Below are 19,334 nucleotides of genomic sequence, written 5' to 3' on the forward strand. Positions count from 1 at the left end.
ATTTTATAATGAGCGATTAATCCCCTTAATAGTGCACTAATACATGCAAATTTCTGCTCAATTCCCTATATCAGCGCAAAAAGATCTTTTTCGGCATGTTGGCGCAGATTTTGCTTTATATACACGAATATGGTTAGCGTGATGCAAAAACCGATGTAAATAACGACTTTAATAACAGCCTTGTATGCAGTAAGCCCTTGTCTACACGCCGAATGACGCCATACCAGACAAGCCTATATTTGCACATAATGGGTGTTTAACAACTGAAAACAAAGTAAAAATTTATTTTCAATGTCTCATCGACATGGCACAACATGAAATAGGACGCTGTACAGCATGTATCAACAACCTAGCATTGACTATCGACTCTTAGTCGACAACATGAATACAGCAATTTTACTGGTCGATAGTCAACTCAACATTTTCTATCTCAATTCTGCTTGCGAAGCGCTTTTTGATATCAGCTTATTGCGCGCTCACGGCCAGCAAGTCTTGAATATTTTGCATGCCCCCAATGATCGTTTTAACACCTATGAAGCTTTACAGAATACACTCCATAAAGGTCAAGCCTATACACGCCGTGAAGCAACTATTAGTGTTAACTTTAAAGACATCCATGTCGACTATTCTGTTTCACAATTACATACAGGAAAACCTTATCATCCGCTCCTTCTGATTGAGCTCAATCCCATCGACCGTATGCTCAAAATCACCAAAGAAGAAAATATTATTCAGCAACATCAAGTGACCCGACAGCTGATACGTGGCGTAGCGCATGAAATTAAAAACCCTTTAGCAGGCATTCGTGGTGCAACACAACTCTTAGCGCGCCGTTTAAATGATCCACAATATAATGAGTTCACCGATATTATTATCGACGAAGTAGATCGGCTACGCATTCTGGCCGATACCATGCTCGGCTCACGGCAACCGCCCAGTTATAATCTGATCAATATTCATGAACCGATTGAACGGGTACGTGCTTTAGTAACCAGCCAGACTAAAAATAAAATTAACATCACCCGTGATTATGATCTCTCACTCCCAGAACTCTATGCCGATCGTGATCAACTGATTCAAGTTATGCTCAACGTTTGTGTCAATGCTGTCCAAGCCATGACTGAAAATAAAAGCTTCATGCAACAACGCCTCCCTGCCTTAATCTTACGCACACGTATTCATCGCTTAGTCACGATCAACGGTCTGCTACATCGCTCCACCATTCGCATTGATATTGAAGACAATGGACCGGGTATAGCAGAAGAACTATTAGAAGGAATTTTTTATCCACTGGTTACAGGACGAGCCAATGGTACTGGGCTGGGTCTCAGTATCGCGCAGAACATCATGCAGCAACACAATGGCATGATTGCGTGTCAATCCATCCCTGGCAAAACAGTATTTAGTCTTTATCTACCTTGGGAGTCAAATCATGCCACAGCATAAAATCTGGATTATCGATGATGATCGCGCAATGCGCTGGGTTTTAGAAAAAACATTTAAAGAAGAAGGCTTTGACGTTTCAAGTTTTGAAGATGCACAAAGTGCCCTAAAACAACTCGCCCTTGATCCACCTGATGTTGTGCTGAGTGATATTCGTATGCCAGGTATTGATGGCTTAGGCTTTTTGGCAAAAGTCAAAGCCAATTACCCAGATATGCCCGTGATTATCATGACTGCACATTCTGACTTAGAATCCGCTGTCTCCAGCTATCAAACTGGTGCTTTTGAATACCTGCCCAAACCCTTTGATATTGATGAAGCATTGGCATTGGTCAGTCGTGCCATCATGCATCTTAATAAACTACAACACCAAGAATCTGCCCGCGCAATTCCGATTCAATCGACCGAAATTTTGGGTGAATCGCCAGCCATGCAAGAAGTATTTCGCGCAATTGGTCGACTATCGCAGTCTCATATTACCGTACTGATTAATGGCGAATCAGGCACAGGCAAAGAGCTTGTTGCGCATGCTTTGCATCGTCACTCACCACGCAGCAATAGACCGTTTATCGCACTAAATATGGCCGCCATCCCACGAGATTTGATTGAAACTGAATTATTCGGCCATGAGAAAGGAGCTTTTACTGGCGCAAACACCTTACGACAAGGGCGTTTTGAACAAGCCAATGGCGGCACGCTATTTCTTGATGAAATTGGGGATATGCCCTTTGAAACCCAAACTCGGCTACTGCGAGTTCTCGCTGATGGTGAGTTTTATCGTGTCGGTGGTCATGTTGCCATTCGTGTCGATGTTCGTATTGTTGCTGCCACGCACCAAGATCTCGAAAAATTAGTACAACAAGGTCGCTTCCGTGAAGATCTCTATCATCGTTTAAATGTTATCCGTATCCATATCCCGAAACTAGCCCACCGTGCAGAAGACATCCCCATGTTAGCCGAACACTTCCTAGCACGTGCCGGTAAAGAGCTGGGCGTCAGCGCCAAAATTTTACGACCAGAAACCCAAGCCTATATGCAGCAATTACCGTGGCCGGGCAATGTTCGGCAACTGGAAAATATCTGTCGCTGGCTGACGGTCATGATCACCAGCAATGAAGTTTACCCAGAAGACTTACCCAATGAGTTAAAACAAATTCCCATTCAAAAAACTCAGGATGAACATGATCTTAACCAGCCTCAATCGACAAACCTCGCCACAGAACAGCTCAAACAATGGGATAGTCTGTTGGCAAGCTGGGCAAGCACAAAACTCAAAAATGGTGAAAGTAAAATTTTAGAACATGCCACACCGATGTTTGAACGCTGCCTCATTGAGGTTGCACTGCAACATAGCCGTGGGCGCAAACGTCATGCTGCCGAATTATTGGGCTGGGGAAGAAACACCCTAACGCGCAAACTCAAAGAATTGGGAATGGACAGTGATGACGATGAAGAGGAATAACAGCAATCAACGCTCATCATGATCACCCACCCCTAATAAAAAACCAAGGCTTTCACGCGAAAGCCTTGGTTTTTGAATAACAATGAAGCAGTTAAGCCTTCATAACCATCAAGATGCTATACGTTGCTCAATCGGCTGGACTTGGCGCAGTTCTGGTCCTGTATATTCAGCACTTGGTCGAATAATACGGTTATCTGCACGTTGTTCCATGACATGTGCTGCCCAGCCTGTCACTCGGCTCATCACAAAAATTGGTGTAAAGAGTTTGGTGGCAATGCCCATAAAATGGTAAGCCGAAGCATGGAAAAAATCTGCATTACAGAATAGTTTCTTTTCACGCCACATCACCTCTTCACAACGCACCGAAACAGGATATAACACAGTATCTGCTACCTCTGCCGCCAATTGCGCAGACCACTGCTTGATAATATCATTGCGTGGATCATGATCTTTATAAATTGCATGACCAAAACCCATAATCTTCTCTTTACGCTCTAGCTTGCCTAACATTTCACGTTCAGCTTGTTCTGGCGTAGTCCAATGCTCGATCATTTCCATTGCCGCTTCATTGGCACCACCATGTAATGGACCGCGCAAGGAACCAATGGCACCCGTAATACAAGAATGCATATCGGACAACGTCGAAGCACAGACACGCGCCGTAAAGGTTGAAGCATTAAACTCATGCTCGGCATAGAGAATCAGCGAAACATTCATGACTTTTTCATGCAAGGCATTGGGTGCTTTACCATGCAATAAATGCAAGAACTGCCCGCCTATACTGTCATCATCGGTATTTTCATCTATACGCACACCATCATGACTAAAGCGATACCAATAACAAATCATTGCGGGCAGTGTCGCCAATATACGATTAGCCACCGCTTGCTGTTGATCAAAACTGTGTTCCGTTTCGAGATTGCCTAGCATCGAAACGCCCGTACGCAATACATCCATGGGGTGAGCTTGTGCTGGAATCCGCTCCAAAACTTGTTTCAGTGCATCTGGCAAAGCTCTAAGTGCTTTTAACTGTTGTTTATAATCTTGTAATTGCTGTAATGTTGGTAACTCACCAAAGAAAATTAAATAGGCAACCTCTTCGAATTGGCAATGCGCTGCTAAATCTCGCACATCATAACCACGATAGGTCAGCCCAGCACCAGTCTTTCCTACAGTCGAAAGTGCTGTTTTCCCTGCAACTTGTCCGCGCAACCCTGCGCCAGTGAGTATTTTTCCTTCAGCCATTGAATTAATCCTCCTGATTAATGGTGTAATGCGATTATCAATTTTATTGTGATGAATTGCTCTTAAAAAGTTGATCTAAAGTTTGCTCAAAACTATGGTAATCCAAGAAATCATAAAGCTCTTTGCGTTGCTGCATCAGATCAAGCACATGTTGCTGTGTTCCTTGACTACGGATCGCACGCATAACTTCTAATGCTGCTTTTTGCATCGCACGTGTTGCAGAAAGTGGATATAACACCATAGCAATACCTTGTGCGGCAAGCTCATCGACGGTGTAATAGGGTGTATCACCAAATTCAGTAATATTTGCCAATACTGGCACACCCACTGCATCGCAAACGGTACGGTACATATTAATATCGGTCATTGCCTCAGCAAAAATCGCATCTGCACCGGCTTCGACACAAGCAGCAGCACGGTCAATCACGGCTTGTAAACCTTCTTTTTGCAATGCGTCAGTACGCGCCATAATGACAAAATTATCATCAGTTTTGGCATCCACTGCGGCTTTAATCCGATCAACCATTTCTTGTTGCGAAACGATTTCTTTGTTGGGGCGATGACCACAACGCTTTTGTGCAACTTGATCCTCAATATGTACTGCTGCTGCGCCAGCTCGAATCATATCTTTCACAGTTTTGGCAATATTGAATGCGCCACCCCAACCGGTATCGATATCCACCAATAATGGTGTATCCACACGTGCTGTGATACGTCGTACATCTTCAAGTACATTATCCAAACTGGTCATGCCTAAATCTGGCAAACCATAGGAATAATTGGCTACACCTGCACCAGACAAATAAATGGCGCGATACCCTTCTTGCGTTGCCATCATGGCAGCATATGCATTGACTGTTCCTAATATTTGTAATGGATTTTCTTGGGTCAATGCCTCTCTAAATCTCAATCCTGCAGAATTTTGTACGGTCATAATCCTTTCCGTTCTTATTGCAATTACTTTTGAAACTTGAGTATAACCATAAAAAAACCAAAGAAGTACGAACTAGACAGCGCTTTTTCTAGAACTTTAGTCCTATGCCAAGTCTATCGAAATCAGCGCTATTGCTTAGAATCAATTAATCCCCTACATTAAAGCAGCATTTCCAAAGCGAATTTGCTACAATCTAAATTACAGTACTCCACCTCAACAAAATCTTCTTATGAATCAAGAATTAGCGCAATTAGAACTGAATAATTGCGAAGCCCCGACTACAGCACGAGGACAGAAAAGACGCTTAGCGCTGTTGCAGAGTGCGACCGCTCTATTTCTTGAACGTGGCTATGATGCAGTGTCGCTTGATGATATTGTGCAGCATGCGGGTGGCTCAAAAACCTCAATTTATAAATATTTTGGCAATAAAGAAGGTCTGTTCGTTGCCATCTGTGATTATCGACGTACTGAATTCTTTAAAGATATCATTCCTGGTTTTGCGCAAAGCAAAGAGAATCTACGCAGTTATCTCATCAATAATTTGTATAATTTTTACAACTTGCTCAGTACGCCTGAACACGCCGCTTTTTTTCGATTGATCTTTGAAAGAAGTCAGGCAACCAGTGACTTCGCCTATTATTTTCATGAACAAGGTCCAAAAATATTCTTAAATGCTATTGCCAAAGCACTTGAAAATGCACATAAAAGAGATATTTTATATTGCCCTGAACCGTATTACTCTGCTCAGTTTTATGCAGGGATTATTCGGGAATTAGAGCAAAGAGCATTGATGGGAATTCACATCAATAAAGATGATCCAAAAGTTTATGCATATTTTGAGTATTGCATTGATCGCTTTCTTGAAGGGCATCAAAAAATCTAATTTGTATATTGCTTTATGGCTATAGTATATTAATTGATTGTCTTTTCTTTTCATTAACCAACTACTGATCAACAATGGATTGTTAAACCGATGCATTCATAACGCTATTAAGCAATGAATGTTGGCATAATAATCGTTGTGGGGTATCGAATGGCTTTACGACACTTTCTAACACTAGGCGACTTAACTCCTGTAGAACTGAATCAAATTTTAAAACGCGCAATCGAACTCAAACAACTGCAACACCGACAGATCACATTCCAACCATTTGTTGGCAAAGTGATGGGGATGATTTTTGAAAAATCTAGTACACGTACTCGCGTTTCCTTTGAAGCTGGTATGAGTCAATTTGGTGGCAGTGCGATTTTCCTTTCTTCTCGGGACAGTCAACTGGGTCGTGGTGAGCCAATCGAAGATTCAGCACGTGTTATTTCGAGCATGTTAGATATTGTTATGATCCGTACTTTTGGACATGACATTGTGCAACGCTTCGCAGCATACTCTAAAGTCCCTGTCATCAATGCTCTCACGGATGACCACCACCCTTGCCAACTGCTGGCAGATATGCAAACCTACCTTGAGCATCGTGGTTCAATTCAAGGCAAAACAGTGGCATGGATTGGTGATGGTAACAATATGTGCAACTCATACATTGAAGCCGCACAGCTCTGGGGCTTCAAACTCAAAATTGCCGCACCAGTAGGCTATACACCTGAACAACGCTTCTTAGATGGCTTTGAAGATTGCGTAGAGCTATGTGCAACTGCCAAAGATGCTGCCAAAGATGCCGACCTCATCGTTACCGATGTTTGGGCAAGCATGGGACAAGAACAAGAACAGAAAATTCGTGAAAAAGCATTTGCCGACTATCAAGTCAATGAAGCACTCATGGCGGTCGCACACCCGGACTGCCTCTTTATGCACTGCTTACCTGCACACCGTGGCGAAGAGATTTCAGAAAATATGCTGGATCACCCCAATTCAGTGGTATTTGATGAAGCAGAAAACCGCTTACATGCACAAAAGGCATTGGTTGAATTTTTACTCAATGAAAACAGTAAGTAACTAGTCAATCAATGCTTTAAAAAAGCGCCAAACAATACTTTGTTCGGCGCTTTTTACATGCACAACAATAATAATAGATCAGTTCAAACTAACGTAATAAACCTTGCGGTTGCAAAATAATCACAGCTGCGCCAACCAGAACAATCATGCCACCCAAAACATCCCAACGGCTCAAACTGACTTGATCGACAAAACGTAGCCACAATAGTGCAGAAAAAATATAGATACCACCATAGGCAGCATAAATTCGTCCAGAAGCGGCAGGATGTAACGTCAATAACCAAACAAAAATTGCCAAACTAAATATGGTTGGCAACCAAAACCAATGGCTACGCCCTTGATTAAGAATCAGATAAGGAAAATAACATCCTAAAATTTCCGCCAAAGCCGTGCAAAAAAACAACAGTACAGTTGTCAATACTTTTGTGAACTGTATATCCATACTTCATCCAAAAAATAACCCGTAATACAACGGGTTATTTTATTATTTCAAGTTAATCATTACGCTGGCTCGGTCGTCTGATCTTCAAAGACTTGCAACTGAAGCCCAACCGCTTTGCCATTTTCTTTTTTCACTGAGACAGCCACATTACCACCATGATCAGCCAATTCGCCGAATAGAATCATTTCAGCCAAGGGCTTTTTCAAATGTTCTTGAATCAGGCGTTGCATTGGACGTGCGCCCATAAGACGGTCATAGCCATGTTCAGCCATCCAATCACGAGCGCTTTGATCGACATCTAAGACGACTTTCTTCTCATCCAGCTGCGCTTGCAATTCTGTTAAGAATTTATCGACAACAGACTCAATCACTGTGGTTGGCAAGGCTTTGAATTGAATGGTTGCATCTAAGCGGTTACGAAACTCTGGTGAGAAGGCACGTTTCATGGCCTCCTGATTATCGGTAGAATTATCTTGCTCATTAAAGCCAATACTGGTGCGAGAAATACTTTCTGCACCAATATTAGTGGTTAATACTAAGATAACATTACGAAAATCAGATTTTCGACCATTATTGTCAGTCAATGAGCCGTGATCCATAATCTGCAATAATAGATTAAAGACATCTGGATGTGCCTTTTCAATCTCATCCAAAAGTAACACGCTATGCGGATTTTTATGAATCGCATCGGTCAATAAGCCACCTTGATCATAACCAACATACCCAGGTGGTGCACCAATCAAGCGAGATACCGCATGACGCTCCATATATTCAGACATATCAAAGCGAATTAACTCAACACCCAATAGTTTTGCCAACTGCTTGGTCACTTCGGTTTTACCAACACCTGTTGGACCTGCAAAGACAAAGCTACCTACAGGTTTATCGGGTGTTTTTAATCCAGCCCGTGCCAGTTTAATGGCTGATGATAAAGCATTAATTGCTTCGTCTTGCCCAAATACCACACGTTTCAAATCACGTTCTAAGTTGGCTAAGACACTCTTATCATCTTTAGAGACAGTTTTAGGTGGAATACGTGCAATTTTTGCCACAATGTCTTCAATATTATCGACATTGATAATTTTATTCTCACTATCTGCTTTAAGGCGACGTTGTGCACCTGCTTCATCAATGACATCAATGGCTTTGTCGGGCAAGAAACGATCGTTAATGTAACGTGCCGATAATTCCACCGCAGAGACTAAGGCACTGTCTTCATATTGCACATGGTGAAATTCTTCAAATTTAGTTTTAAGACCACGTAAAATATCGATCGTTTCTGAGATCGTTGGTTCATTGACATCGACCTTTTGGAAACGTCTTGATAAAGCATGATCCTTTTCAAAAACTTGGCGATATTCCTGAAAAGTGGTAGAACCAATACAACGTAAGGTCCCGTTTGCCAAGGCAGGTTTAATCAAGTTTGAAGCATCCATGGTGCTGCCCATACTTGAACCAGCACCAATAATCATATGGATTTCATCAATAAACAAGATTGCTTCAGGTTTCTTCTTAAGACTATTGAGCAATTGTTTTAGGCGTTTCTCAAAATCACCGCGATATTTTGTCCCCGCCACCAACGCACCGATATCAAGACTATAGATTTCAGCATTTTCAAGCGGTTTAGGTGCTTTGCCATTGACAATTAACCAAGCCAAGCCTTCAGCGATCGAGGTTTTACCAACCCCCGGATCACCCACCAGTAATGGGTTGTTTTTACGACGACGACATAAGATCTGCGCGGTACGCTCAATTTCTTTTTCCCGCCCAATCAGTGGATCGGTTTTACCTTTTTGTGCTTCTGTATTGAGATTGACGGCATACAACTCCAATGGACCAGCATTCGATGTGCTGCCCACATCTGCATCAAGTTCTTCTACATCTTCATCAACTTGAATTTCATCTTTACGCGCACCATGTGACAGATACTGCGTTAAAGTCAAACGATTGATTTGATGGCGTTTCAATAAATAAACCGCAAAAGAGTCTCGTTCCGAATACATTGCCACAAGGACATCTGCACCTTCAACAGTACGATCACCACCACTCGATTGCACATGAAAAATCGCACGTTGTAAAATGCGATCAAAACTCTCAGTCGGATGCGGTGCTTGATCTAGGCTGTCGGATAACTTTGGTGTGTGTTGTTCTACGTATTCTTCAAGCTCTTTGCGTAATGTGACAATGTCTGCCCCACACGCTTTCAGCGCATTTACTGCAGAATCATTATCAAGTAACGCCAATAATAGATGCTCAACTGTGAGAAATTCATGTCTCTTTTGTCGAGCCATGCTCACAGCCAAACGCAGCGAGACTTCTAATTGACGACTGAGCATGGAAACCCCCTATTCTTTTAGCTCAATCTGACAAAGCAGTGGATAACCTTGTGAACGAGCGTAATGATTAACTTGATTTGCTTTGGTTTCCGCGATGTCTCGTGGATAGACGCCAGCAACAGCTTTTCCTTCGTAATGTACTGTTAGCATTACTTGCGTAGCTTGGTCAAGATTTAAAGCAAAGTATTGTTGTAAAATCTCGATTACAAAGTCCATTGGGGTATAGTCATCGTTCAGCATCACCACAGCATATAATGGTGGTCGTTTTAATTGCGGTGGTGCTAAAGCCACAGCCAAATCACCATCGGTATGCTGTTCATCGCCATCTTGCAGGCGTGGATTGAAATGCCAATCAACTAACCCTGACTGTTGAAAGGAGTCTTTCATTTGACCAAGACTCACTTGTCCTTTGTAACTACGCATTGTCATCTCTATCAATCATTAATGTACATTGGCTTCTGCTTGCGGAACTTCCGCAGCAAAGGTCGCAGTATTCTCAACAGCTTCACCGTTTTGCCAGCTGAAGCGTTTTATCACCGACACCGGTCCCATCAGACGAACCTCTATAAATTGCGGGCTAAAGCCTTTAGGCATCGTCCAACGACCAGTGAGTCGTTGATAATCCGAAAAATTAAACGATTTGTCTTCTAATGGCACCACCAGTACCTCAGTACCACGAATCAAACGCAATTCCACACTTCCTTGTGCACGGCTTTTACTTGGACTAACTTGCATCAAGTCCAGTTGATATTCAAATGCATTTTCAGGCAATGCTTTTACAGCCAGATTATGAACATTTAAACTTAAACCACCACGCTGACGCAAAGTTTCTCGATAAGCTGTACTCATTGCATCAGCTTGTATTTTTTCAGCCTTAGCTTTATTTAAAGCTGTAAATAACTCATTAGAATTATTAACTGCAATATCACGCTCTTGAATGGCTGTATTTAAGTTTTGATTCAGCGTCTTCAGACTATCTTTCTGCTTTTGTACCACTTCAACCAATTGTTCTGCATCCGCATCATAGCCAACGACGGTTAAACCCTGACGATGACCTACGGTGTAGCCTAACAACATACTGCCAGCACAGAGTACGATTCCACCTACAATCAGTGGAATGTAATTGCGCTTCAAAGCCTCAGGTAGCTTTTGTTCAAATTTGGATGCTTTTTTCAATTCACGCTCTTGCATCGCGGTCTCTAATGTCTAATCAATTAAATATTTATATCACCATAGATCAAACTGTTTTATTGCGGGATCTGCTAAGACCTTAAGGCAATAAAGCAATCCCATCTAAACCAGAATCTTCAGCAAAACCAAACATGATGTTCATATTTTGAATAGCCTGACCTGCAGCACCTTTTACCAAATTATCTTGCGCAACCAGAATAATCAATTTATTTGCTTGTATCTTATGCAAAGCAACACGAATTTGATTAGAACCGCGTAATGAACGCGTTTCTGGTGAACTATTTTCAGGCATGACATCAACAAAATGCTCATTGGCATAAAAATCTAGGTATAGCTTTTGTAAGTCAATCTCACTACCAACAGTAGTCAAATCGACATAGATTGTGCTGAGCATACCACGAATCATTGGCACCAGATGCGGTACAAAAATTAAATCATTAAATAGACCTTTTTGACCAGAGATCTGCTCTAATGCTTCAACAATTTCAGGATGATGGCGATGTCCCTGCACAGCATAAGCTTTGAAGTTATCGGCATTCTCGGTATAGATCATTGCCATATTGGCTTTACGACCAGAACCCGATACGCCAGATTTGGCATCAACAATAATACGCGTCGGATCAATCAAGGCACGTTCATGTTTTAACAAGGGTGCTAAACCAATTTGCACCGTTGTAGGATAACAACCTGGATTGCCAACGACCGAAGCAGCCTTAATCTTGTCACGATTAAGTTCTGACAGACCATAAGCAGAAGATTTCAACACATTTGGACATTGATGGGTCATGCCATACCATTTTTCAAATTGCAGCAAATCTTGTAAACGGAAATCTGCAGCCAAATCAATGACTTTTGTTTGCGCTGCAAGCAATTGCTCCGCATGTTGCATGGCCACACCATGTGGTGTGGCAAAAAATACCACATCACACTGTTTTAACTGCGCTGTATCTAAATCTGAAAAAGTTAAATCGGTATGACCTCGTAGGCTTGGGAACAAGTCATCAACACGGCGACCCGCTTCAGTACGTGAGGTTAATATTGTCACAGTCACTTGTGGATGGCCTAATAATAACCGCAACAATTCCACGCCTGTATACCCCGTACCACCAACAATGCCAACTGTGATCACTTTGAAATACCTCTCATTTTATTTTTGCTAAAAATAAGTAAGTGCCTAGTATGACAGGAACAACAGCTTTTCCAAACTATTTTAAGCTGAGAATGAAGAAACTTTAAAGACCATATCATGACGCTATAAACAACTCAGATATTCTTTTAATTGAACTACTTTAACGACACATAAAACGATCGTCATTATAAATCTTTTTTGTCTACCAACTCAGCCAATCATGCTGATTAAAACCCAAAGCCTAGCATAATGCTTATTACAATATCATTTATTGCTACACGATAATTTGTTGCCACATAATCATTGTAACGGATCTAGTCTAGCTCATTTATTCTAACTAAGTTTAGGTTTAGTCTAACTAAGTTTTGACCAAATTAAGACTTTAACACCCACAAACGCAATACAATGTAATTACACAACCGGTGATTTCTGCCGAGCATTAAGAGAAATACCGATTATATGACGATAGTTATTATTGACCGCAGTCACATGATTTAAAGCCATTCGTACCTAGTAAAATCTAAACTAGCCTAGTAAAATCTAAACTTAATAGTATAAAAACACTCCAAAGTACTCAATAAAAATAAGCTTGCGTATAGCCATATGAATACTTAAACAAGCTTATATAGGTATAGAAAGGATCTAAGCTATTAAGACTTTAAGATGAGAACAGAACTATCTACTAATCCTCGCCAGTTTTGGCGTAATACTGGTAAATAAAACTTTTCGCCCAGATCAATCAGTTCAGCATCAAGTTGCGCATGAACCTCATGCATAAAGACATAGTCTAAGCTCACCTGATTTAAATTGGAATGTTGTTGTTTTAGTGCTTTGCGTTTTGCCTGAGCTTTTTTGACCAACTGATCAGCAAAGGCTTTGTTTTTATAATGTGCCATAGCGTGCAATCTCAGTTCAATGCATGCCCATTCACTTAAGAGCTGTTTAAATATATCGAAATCGGCTTGGGTTGATTCCCAAGTCATATGTTCTAAGTCCTCATCATCTGGTAATACTGGTAACAATAACTCCATCACACTCGGGAATATTTTTTTAAAATTTAATACAAACTTAACTGGATGCTCCGCAGGATAATCCTTAAATTGGATACGTTGATTGAGATCGGTTAAGTAGATATCTAGCATGCTCTTTCATCATATATTACTGGGTCTGCTGTATTATACCGACTCATCTACACAATAACAGCCAATGTAGAACAACTCATCTACCTTATGTGATTTTTTGTTTGTAATATCAACAAAAAATGCCCTGATTTATAGGGCATTCTATCCATCGCTAATCTCATAAAAGCTAATTTATTCGACTATCGCGCTGTCATGATCATAACAGCGCTTTTCACGACCAATCACTTGGTATTAGGATGAACCATCTTAGCTGGCTGAACGACTTGATCAAACTGTTCTGCGGTTACCAGCTCCAACTCCACTGCAACTTGCTTTAAGGTCTTACCTTCTTTATATGCTGTTTTAGCTACTTTTGCAGCATTTTCATAACCAATAACGGGATTCAATGCGGTGACCAACATTAAAGAGTTATGTAAGAAGTGATCTATTTTTTCTAAATTAGGTTCAATGCCTACAGCACAATGCTCATTAAAGCTATTACATGCATCACCAAGTAACTGAATCGACTGGGTTAGGTTATACGCTAGTACCGGCATATAGACGTTTAACTCAAAATTACCCGCAGCACCGGCAAAATTAATTGTGGTATCGTTACCCATCACTTGTGCAACGACCATCGTCATCGCCTCACATTGTGTCGGGTTTACCTTACCTGGCATGATACTTGAACCTGGTTCATTTTCAGGAATATACAACTCCCCCAAACCACAACGAGGACCACTTGCCAACCAACGAATATCATTGGCTATTTTATTTAGACTAGCAGCTAATGTTTTTAATGCTCCCGAGGTAAAGACAATGGCATCACGTCCAGCCAACGCCTCAAACTTATTTGGCGCAGTAACAAAAGCTAAGCCCGTTAAGTTTGCCAACTGCGCAGCCGCTTTCACGGCATAGTCAGGATGCGCATTTAAGCCTGTTCCAACTGCTGTGCCCCCCAAGGGTAATTCATATAACCATTGCAAGGCTTGCTGTAGACGCTTTAAGCCATTATCGAGTTGAGTCACATAAGCGCTGAACTCTTGTCCCAGTGTTAACGGCGTTGCATCTTGTAAATGGGTACGACCAATCTTGACAATATCTTTGAATTGTTCGGCTTTTTGCGCGAAAGTATCTCTAAGTTGCGTGACTGCAGGAATAAGCAATTCATTGATTTGTAAGCTCGCTGCAACATGAATGGCAGTCGGGAAAGAATCATTGGTTGATTGAGCACGATTGACATGATCATTGGGATGAACCGGATTTTGCGCACCCAATGCTTTACCCAGTTTCTGATTGGCAATATTGGCAATAACTTCGTTACAGTTCATATTACTTTGCGTACCTGAACCTGTTTGCCAAACAACTAATGGAAACTGACTATCCCACTGATTTGCAATTACTTCATCAGCTGCACCCACAATATAACTCGCCAGCTCTTCTGGAATTTGTTTCAGTTCAGCATTGGTTATTGCTGCAGCTTTCTTGACCAGTCCCATTGCACGAATCATGGCACGCGGCATATGCTCCTGACCAATTTTGAAGTTTTGTACACTACGTTGTGTTTGAGCACCCCACATCGCATCACTTGGTACTTCTACATCACCCATCGTGTCATGTTCGGTACGTGTTTGCATAATTAGCTCCATTATTCCCTAAGTTCACGCAAGATTAAATTTGATCAAAAGATCACTGCTGCATGTTAATCAAAATGCGCACCCTTGTAAATGATAATCAATATCAGAACTTACTTCTGTAAAACAGCACGATAGAAAGCCCATTCATCTTCAATCATTTTCTCTATTGGACGTTTTACGCTCCAATTTAAAGTATTTTTGGCTTTTTGACTGCTTGAGCCTAAACAATCAAGCGTAATTGTTGGGAAGTTTGCTTCTACGGTCTGAATCGGAACTTGTGTAACCTCTGAAACGAGCGCTAGAAGTTGTTGGATTGAAATAACTTGTCCTGCAATATCAAATGCTTCACACACATTAACCTGTTTTTGTAAAAATAATAATACCTTTTGAATAACCTCACAGAGGTCTAAGACATGTACAAAACTGCGTTCTACAGTACCATCTTTGGTTTTTGCATAACGCTGTAATTCTATTGCATCGCGCTGTAATGCAGCGACTTGCATCGCCAAAGGCACAATATTTTTAGGAAGTTGAGTCACCACTTCTCCAAGAATGCCTTGTTCAAACGCACCTGCAATATTACTTAAACGCAGAATAGCGATTTTCCATTCATTATCGGTTTTAAAAGTATCCTGAATAATTTCTTCAATAAACTGTTGTGACTTAATATAAGGATTAGGATAGGCATAATTAAAGTTTAATTGCTCATGTAAGGCTAGACTCGAATGCCCATATACCGCTAAACTTGATAGGTGGATGAGTTTACGTACCCCGGTTCTTTGCATGGAGCGCAATAAACTCATAATACAACTGACATTATCGTTATAATATTCCAAGGGTTTAAGGTTTGATTCTTCAAGCGATTTAAATCCTGCGGTGTGCACGACTGTATCGATAGAATATTGTTCAAATACCTTATTTAAAGCAGGTGTATTACGAATATCAATTTTAGTGAATGGAATATACATCCGTGAAATATATTCGAGCCGTTCCAAAGTGTCTAAACTTGCATTGGCTAAGTTATCGACAATCACAACCTCTTGTCGTTGTGCCAATAAGCTTAATACCACATGTGAACCGATGTATCCTAATCCACCAGTGACTAAAATCATTGTTTATTTCCTATATTTTTATGATCTGTAAATTTAATTGCGTTCCAACGCAACTATTCTTGGTATTTAAAATGATATGAGTACTTTACTGTTGATTACTGCTGCGCCCAGCGTAATACACGCTTGGCATGCCTTTGAGTTAACCAAAGCATTACTCATCCAAAAGCAGCAAGTACGCGTCTTTTTTTATCAAGATGGCGTAACTGTTGCCAATCGCTTACTGTGGGTTCCAGACGACCAACGTAACCTATGTAAGGAATGGCAAAAACTTTCGATTCGTTTACCTGTATGTGTTAGTGCTGCATTGGCTAGAGGAATTACTGATCAGGACAACGCAGCACGCCATCAACTCCATGCCGATAATTTAGCATCAGGTTTTGAGCTAGTCGGCTTGGGTGAGCTTGCTGATGCGGTACAGTCTAGTGATCGACTGCTTCGATTCTAAGACTTAATATTACTGAGTTTGTTGCATTTAAAAGGCGTATTGTGTGAGTAGTGTTTTGGTCATTGTGACCCAATCCAATCTAAAGAGTTTAGCCATCTATGAGAGCCTATCTGCCATCATGGTCTTGGCGACTTTTGGCTGTGAAGTCAAAGTATTATTACAAGATGCTGGACTTAGTTTACTGAAATCAGAGCTACAGTTTAACGGTTTAAAACATGCATATAAGCATGCTTCAAATCTGCTAGATGGTTTTGAGTTTTATGATCTCACGCCCATTCTAGTACAAAATAAAGATAAAAATGCAGAAGCAGTAACCCAGTCAACACAAGAACTTGCATTTATAGAATTTAACAATGCATTTATTCAATCATTTGATCATGTGTTGTACTGGTAATCACTCATCGTAGAACTAAGGTAAAATCATGTCTGAAGTCACACCGACCTTACATTTACTACAATGTAAATATACGGAAGTCGATGCAATGTTATTGAAAATTGACCAAATTTATCATAACGGTGATGCTATTGTGGTGATGGGAGATGCCTTACTATGCCTCGACCATACAGGCTTTAACAATAAACAGCCCATTTATAGTTTAAATGTTGAAAACGAACTGTGCTCAAAGCACAATAGCTTAAGCCTAAGTTATGCGGAGTTTGCGCAATTGGTCGTTCATTTTAAACGCTGTATTAGCTATCAATAGCACAACACCTCGCAATACATATTTTCATTGATTATTTTCATGAAATTTTCATGCACTTTAATTACCGTCATTTACTTTAATCGCTATTACGATATTCATGCATTTAGAACTTGATCAAGATGGTCATCTACTTGACTATACCCAATGGACCCCTGAAATCGCTCAACAGCTTGCGGAGCCCTTACAAATACAGCTTAGTGCTTGGCATTTAGAGGTATTGGCTGCTGTTCGAAGCTTTTACCAACAATTTGGTCACGCACCTGCTACTCGCCCATTGCTTAAATATCTCAATAAAAGCTTAGACCCGGAGCTAAATAACACTGTGTTACAGCAACGTTTTAATACGGGCTTAGTGGCGCGACAATTAAGCCGTCTCGCAGGAATCCCAAAACCTGCAAATTGTCTGTAATCTTGAAAGCAATTGTAACCCTTAAAGCGACTGTAGTCTTTGCAGCAAAGCAATAGATGCTCCAACATAAAATGCTATTTTTAGCCTGCCCTGAGTGGGTGAGATTGTTGATTGCTAATAATTTTGCCATTGCTTGCTGAGAACATACCCGCTCGCTACGTGTTTGATTGAATATACAAACCCTCTATAAATGAGCATTTTGGTCATTCAAGCCATCTGCGATTTATTGCGATGGCTTAGCCTAGGTCTTTCATCTCAGGGACGATACAGCCCATGCATCTCAGATGCCATAACATAGACCAGCTTTTGCTCTTGTCCACATGATATTGACGCTACCCTGTATTCTGGCTATATAAAGCCAATATTTCTGAGAAACGTCTTGCTCTCAAAATATAAGCATATATTTTTCATAAACTTACAAAAATTAAATAAGATATGATCAATTTTAAAAACCTTGTACACCGAAATAACAACATTTTTTACTTAGACCACGGGATCTATCATAAAAATTAAGATTACTACGCTGCGTCTCCACTCAGGCAATGATATCTACCAGCAAATACCTGCCTTATTCTGCCTTACAAAGCCTCGAGCAAGCTCATGGGTACAGCAAATGTATCATTGTGCTTTTATCATTTTGGTCAATTCAAGCAAAATCTTTACCAAGAATAATCTATCTAGAATTTGTCATTTTTTAACATTGTCAGATCAAAGCAAAATTAACAATAATGCAGACCGGATTGATGGCGCTTTTCTACAATGTTCAATACAAACTATAAAATAATTGTAAAAAATTATGCCATAATAATTAAACTTTGCAGTGATCTTGCAAAGTTTAAGTGTAACTTTTAAATTTGGAGCAGGCTGCATGAGTTCGACTATTTTGGTTCTTCATGGACCAAACTTAAACTTGCTAGGACAGCGCGAACCTGAAGTCTATGGTCATTTGACCCTTAACGATATCAATCAACAGTTATCGACACAAGCTGCGCAACAGCACATCCAACTTGCAACTTTCCAAAGTAATTGGGAAGGCGCACTTGTTGACCGAATACATCAAGCACCACAACAAGGGGTTGGATTTATTATTATTAATCCAGCAGCACTGACACATAGCTCCGTTGCATTAAGAGATGCTTTGCTCGGCGTTGCCCTCCCTTTTATTGAAGTGCATTTATCGAATGTCCATGCGCGTGAAGCATTTCGACATCATTCATATTTATCTGATAAAGCAATTGGCGTCATTTGTGGCTTAGGTGCCCAAGGTTATCGTGCTGCACTCGATTATGCCATTGCCCATCTTCAATCTACATCCCTATCATAATTTTAGGAAAATAAACCCATGGATATTCGTAAAATTAAAAAGCTCATTGATTTGATGATTGAATCTGATCTTCAAGCAATTGAAGTCAAAGAAGGAGATCAATCAATTGCTTTAACTAGGCGTAATCCAGTGGTTGGTCAGGTCATTGCACCTGCGGCTGCGCCAGTCGAAACTCCAGTGGTTAAATCCGCAGCCCGTGGTGCTGTTGAAACATCACCGATGGTGGGGGTGTTTTATGCAGCGCCAAGCCCTGGTGAAGCACCATTTGTCAATGTAGGTCAAACCATTTCCGCTGGTGAAACACTTGGCATCATTGAAGCCATGAAAATTATGAATCCGATCGAAGCAACACAAAGCGGTGTCATTGAAGAAATTCTCGTTAAAAATGGTGACGTGATTCAATTTGGACAACCATTATTCCGCTACCGCGCTTAAGCTTATAGGGGATAACA

General features: G+C 40.9%; 20 protein-coding genes. 10 read left to right on the forward strand and 10 right to left on the reverse strand.

The window, feature by feature from the left end:
- Nucleotides 1-336 precede the first annotated feature (336 nt).
- Together glnL and glnG are read left to right on the forward strand one after the other, a co-directional pair.
- Nucleotides 337-1,446, forward strand: coding sequence for a nitrogen regulation protein NR(II) (gene glnL / locus BFG52_RS10040; RefSeq protein WP_067555530.1), 1,110 nt, complete (start codon nucleotides 337-339; stop codon nucleotides 1,444-1,446).
- The gene (gene glnG, locus BFG52_RS10045) at nucleotides 1,433-2,905 is read left to right on the forward strand and encodes a nitrogen regulation protein NR(I) (RefSeq protein ID WP_067555532.1); all 1,473 of its coding nucleotides are present in this window, start codon (nucleotides 1,433-1,435) and stop codon (nucleotides 2,903-2,905) included. The genes glnL and glnG overlap by 14 nt, the downstream gene beginning before the upstream one ends.
- 108 nt (nucleotides 2,906-3,013) lie before the next feature.
- Here glnG and prpC read toward each other — a convergent pair whose 3' ends face one another.
- On the reverse strand, nucleotides 3,014-4,150 hold the full coding sequence (gene prpC / locus BFG52_RS10050) for a bifunctional 2-methylcitrate synthase/citrate synthase (protein ID WP_067555534.1): 1,137 nt from the start codon (nucleotides 4,148-4,150) through the stop codon (nucleotides 3,014-3,016).
- A gap of 43 nt (nucleotides 4,151-4,193) precedes the next feature.
- Nucleotides 4,194-5,084 carry a methylisocitrate lyase gene (gene prpB / locus BFG52_RS10055; protein WP_067555538.1) on the reverse strand — a complete coding sequence of 297 codons (891 nt, stop codon included), beginning with the start codon at nucleotides 5,082-5,084 and terminating at the stop codon, nucleotides 4,194-4,196.
- Between the two features lie 229 nt (nucleotides 5,085-5,313).
- On the opposite strand from prpB, the gene BFG52_RS10060 reads away from it, so the two are divergent.
- Nucleotides 5,314-5,967, forward strand: coding sequence for a TetR/AcrR family transcriptional regulator (locus BFG52_RS10060; protein ID WP_067555540.1), 654 nt, complete (start codon nucleotides 5,314-5,316; stop codon nucleotides 5,965-5,967).
- A gap of 150 nt (nucleotides 5,968-6,117) precedes the next feature.
- A complete protein-coding gene (gene argF, locus BFG52_RS10065; protein WP_067555543.1) occupies nucleotides 6,118-7,032 on the forward strand; it encodes an ornithine carbamoyltransferase in 915 nt (304 codons plus the stop codon).
- A gap of 88 nt (nucleotides 7,033-7,120) precedes the next feature.
- On the opposite strand, the gene BFG52_RS10070 is transcribed toward argF, so the two are convergent.
- The 8 genes from BFG52_RS10070 to BFG52_RS10105 all read right to left on the reverse strand — a co-directional run bounded on the left by BFG52_RS10070 (nucleotide 7,121) and on the right by BFG52_RS10105 (nucleotide 16,000).
- Entirely contained in the window at nucleotides 7,121-7,474 is a 354-nt protein-coding gene (locus BFG52_RS10070; RefSeq protein ID WP_067555546.1) for a YnfA family protein, read from the reverse strand.
- Between the two features lie 59 nt (nucleotides 7,475-7,533).
- The gene (clpA, locus tag BFG52_RS10075; RefSeq protein WP_067555549.1) at nucleotides 7,534-9,810 is read right to left on the reverse strand and encodes an ATP-dependent Clp protease ATP-binding subunit ClpA; all 2,277 of its coding nucleotides are present in this window, start codon (nucleotides 9,808-9,810) and stop codon (nucleotides 7,534-7,536) included.
- Between the two features lie 9 nt (nucleotides 9,811-9,819).
- On the reverse strand, nucleotides 9,820-10,233 hold the full coding sequence (gene clpS / locus BFG52_RS10080) for an ATP-dependent Clp protease adapter ClpS (RefSeq protein WP_067559433.1): 414 nt from the start codon (nucleotides 10,231-10,233) through the stop codon (nucleotides 9,820-9,822).
- An 18-nt stretch (nucleotides 10,234-10,251) separates the two neighbouring features.
- Nucleotides 10,252-11,001: a DUF6776 family protein gene (locus tag BFG52_RS10085; protein WP_067555551.1), complete on the reverse strand. Its 750-nt coding sequence runs from the start codon at nucleotides 10,999-11,001 to the stop codon at nucleotides 10,252-10,254.
- A gap of 79 nt (nucleotides 11,002-11,080) precedes the next feature.
- Nucleotides 11,081-12,130, reverse strand: coding sequence for an N-acetyl-gamma-glutamyl-phosphate reductase (gene argC, locus BFG52_RS10090; protein ID WP_067555554.1), 1,050 nt, complete (start codon nucleotides 12,128-12,130; stop codon nucleotides 11,081-11,083).
- Between the two features lie 650 nt (nucleotides 12,131-12,780).
- Nucleotides 12,781-13,272, reverse strand: coding sequence for a hypothetical protein (locus tag BFG52_RS10095; RefSeq protein ID WP_067555555.1), 492 nt, complete (start codon nucleotides 13,270-13,272; stop codon nucleotides 12,781-12,783).
- 221 nt (nucleotides 13,273-13,493) lie between these two features.
- A complete protein-coding gene (gene fumC, locus BFG52_RS10100) occupies nucleotides 13,494-14,888 on the reverse strand; it encodes a class II fumarate hydratase (protein WP_067555558.1) in 1,395 nt (464 codons plus the stop codon).
- 110 nt (nucleotides 14,889-14,998) lie between these two features.
- Nucleotides 14,999-16,000 (reverse strand): NAD-dependent epimerase/dehydratase family protein, encoded by a 1,002-nt coding sequence (locus BFG52_RS10105; RefSeq protein WP_067555561.1) that lies wholly within the window; start codon nucleotides 15,998-16,000, stop codon nucleotides 14,999-15,001.
- Nucleotides 16,001-16,076: 76 nt separating this feature from the next.
- Here BFG52_RS10105 and tusD point away from each other — a divergent pair, with 76 nt between their 5' ends.
- The 6 genes from tusD (at nucleotide 16,077) to accB (ending at nucleotide 19,317) form a co-directional block, all read left to right on the forward strand.
- Nucleotides 16,077-16,445, forward strand: a complete 369-nt coding sequence (gene tusD, locus BFG52_RS10110; protein ID WP_067555562.1) for a sulfurtransferase complex subunit TusD — start codon at nucleotides 16,077-16,079, stop codon at nucleotides 16,443-16,445.
- Between the two features lie 43 nt (nucleotides 16,446-16,488).
- On the forward strand, nucleotides 16,489-16,839 hold the full coding sequence (locus tag BFG52_RS10115) for a hypothetical protein (RefSeq protein ID WP_067555565.1): 351 nt from the start codon (nucleotides 16,489-16,491) through the stop codon (nucleotides 16,837-16,839).
- 28 nt (nucleotides 16,840-16,867) lie between these two features.
- The gene (locus BFG52_RS10120; RefSeq protein ID WP_067555569.1) at nucleotides 16,868-17,149 is read left to right on the forward strand and encodes a hypothetical protein; all 282 of its coding nucleotides are present in this window, start codon (nucleotides 16,868-16,870) and stop codon (nucleotides 17,147-17,149) included.
- A gap of 97 nt (nucleotides 17,150-17,246) precedes the next feature.
- Nucleotides 17,247-17,558 carry a TusE/DsrC/DsvC family sulfur relay protein gene (locus BFG52_RS10125; RefSeq protein ID WP_067555572.1) on the forward strand — a complete coding sequence of 104 codons (312 nt, stop codon included), beginning with the start codon at nucleotides 17,247-17,249 and terminating at the stop codon, nucleotides 17,556-17,558.
- 868 nt (nucleotides 17,559-18,426) lie between these two features.
- Nucleotides 18,427-18,882, forward strand: coding sequence for a type II 3-dehydroquinate dehydratase (gene aroQ / locus BFG52_RS10130; RefSeq protein WP_067555576.1), 456 nt, complete (start codon nucleotides 18,427-18,429; stop codon nucleotides 18,880-18,882).
- Between the two features lie 18 nt (nucleotides 18,883-18,900).
- Complete coding sequence (gene accB, locus BFG52_RS10135; protein ID WP_067555583.1) at nucleotides 18,901-19,317, forward strand: acetyl-CoA carboxylase biotin carboxyl carrier protein; 417 nt, start codon at nucleotides 18,901-18,903, stop codon at nucleotides 19,315-19,317.
- Nucleotides 19,318-19,334: the final 17 nt, after the last annotated feature.

The sequence above is a fragment of the Acinetobacter larvae genome (assembly GCF_001704115.1).
In the GTDB taxonomy this organism is placed as follows: domain Bacteria; phylum Pseudomonadota; class Gammaproteobacteria; order Pseudomonadales; family Moraxellaceae; genus Acinetobacter; species Acinetobacter larvae.

Excerpts from the sequence above, each read along its gene's own strand:
- BFG52_RS10095 (WP_067555555.1), bottom strand. The coding sequence starts at position 13,272 with ATGCTAGATATCTACTTAACCGATCTCAATCAACGTATCCAATTTAAG.
- glnG (WP_067555532.1), top strand. The coding sequence starts at position 1,433 with ATGCCACAGCATAAAATCTGGATTATCGATGATGATCGCGCAATGCGC.
- fumC (WP_067555558.1), bottom strand. The coding sequence starts at position 14,888 with ATGCAAACACGTACCGAACATGACACGATGGGTGATGTAGAAGTACCA.
- argF (WP_067555543.1), top strand. The coding sequence starts at position 6,118 with ATGGCTTTACGACACTTTCTAACACTAGGCGACTTAACTCCTGTAGAA.
- BFG52_RS10105 (WP_067555561.1), bottom strand. The coding sequence starts at position 16,000 with ATGATTTTAGTCACTGGTGGATTAGGATACATCGGTTCACATGTGGTA.
- tusD (WP_067555562.1), top strand. The coding sequence starts at position 16,077 with ATGAGTACTTTACTGTTGATTACTGCTGCGCCCAGCGTAATACACGCT.
- BFG52_RS10060 (WP_067555540.1), top strand. The coding sequence starts at position 5,314 with ATGAATCAAGAATTAGCGCAATTAGAACTGAATAATTGCGAAGCCCCG.
- clpA (WP_067555549.1), bottom strand. The coding sequence starts at position 9,810 with ATGCTCAGTCGTCAATTAGAAGTCTCGCTGCGTTTGGCTGTGAGCATG.
- BFG52_RS10120 (WP_067555569.1), top strand. The coding sequence starts at position 16,868 with ATGTCTGAAGTCACACCGACCTTACATTTACTACAATGTAAATATACG.
- accB (WP_067555583.1), top strand. The coding sequence starts at position 18,901 with ATGGATATTCGTAAAATTAAAAAGCTCATTGATTTGATGATTGAATCT.
- BFG52_RS10085 (WP_067555551.1), bottom strand. The coding sequence starts at position 11,001 with ATGCAAGAGCGTGAATTGAAAAAAGCATCCAAATTTGAACAAAAGCTA.
- BFG52_RS10125 (WP_067555572.1), top strand. The coding sequence starts at position 17,247 with ATGCATTTAGAACTTGATCAAGATGGTCATCTACTTGACTATACCCAA.
- aroQ (WP_067555576.1), top strand. The coding sequence starts at position 18,427 with ATGAGTTCGACTATTTTGGTTCTTCATGGACCAAACTTAAACTTGCTA.
- BFG52_RS10070 (WP_067555546.1), bottom strand. The coding sequence starts at position 7,474 with ATGGATATACAGTTCACAAAAGTATTGACAACTGTACTGTTGTTTTTT.
- prpC (WP_067555534.1), bottom strand. The coding sequence starts at position 4,150 with ATGGCTGAAGGAAAAATACTCACTGGCGCAGGGTTGCGCGGACAAGTT.
- glnL (WP_067555530.1), top strand. The coding sequence starts at position 337 with ATGTATCAACAACCTAGCATTGACTATCGACTCTTAGTCGACAACATG.
- prpB (WP_067555538.1), bottom strand. The coding sequence starts at position 5,084 with ATGACCGTACAAAATTCTGCAGGATTGAGATTTAGAGAGGCATTGACC.
- clpS (WP_067559433.1), bottom strand. The coding sequence starts at position 10,233 with ATGCGTAGTTACAAAGGACAAGTGAGTCTTGGTCAAATGAAAGACTCC.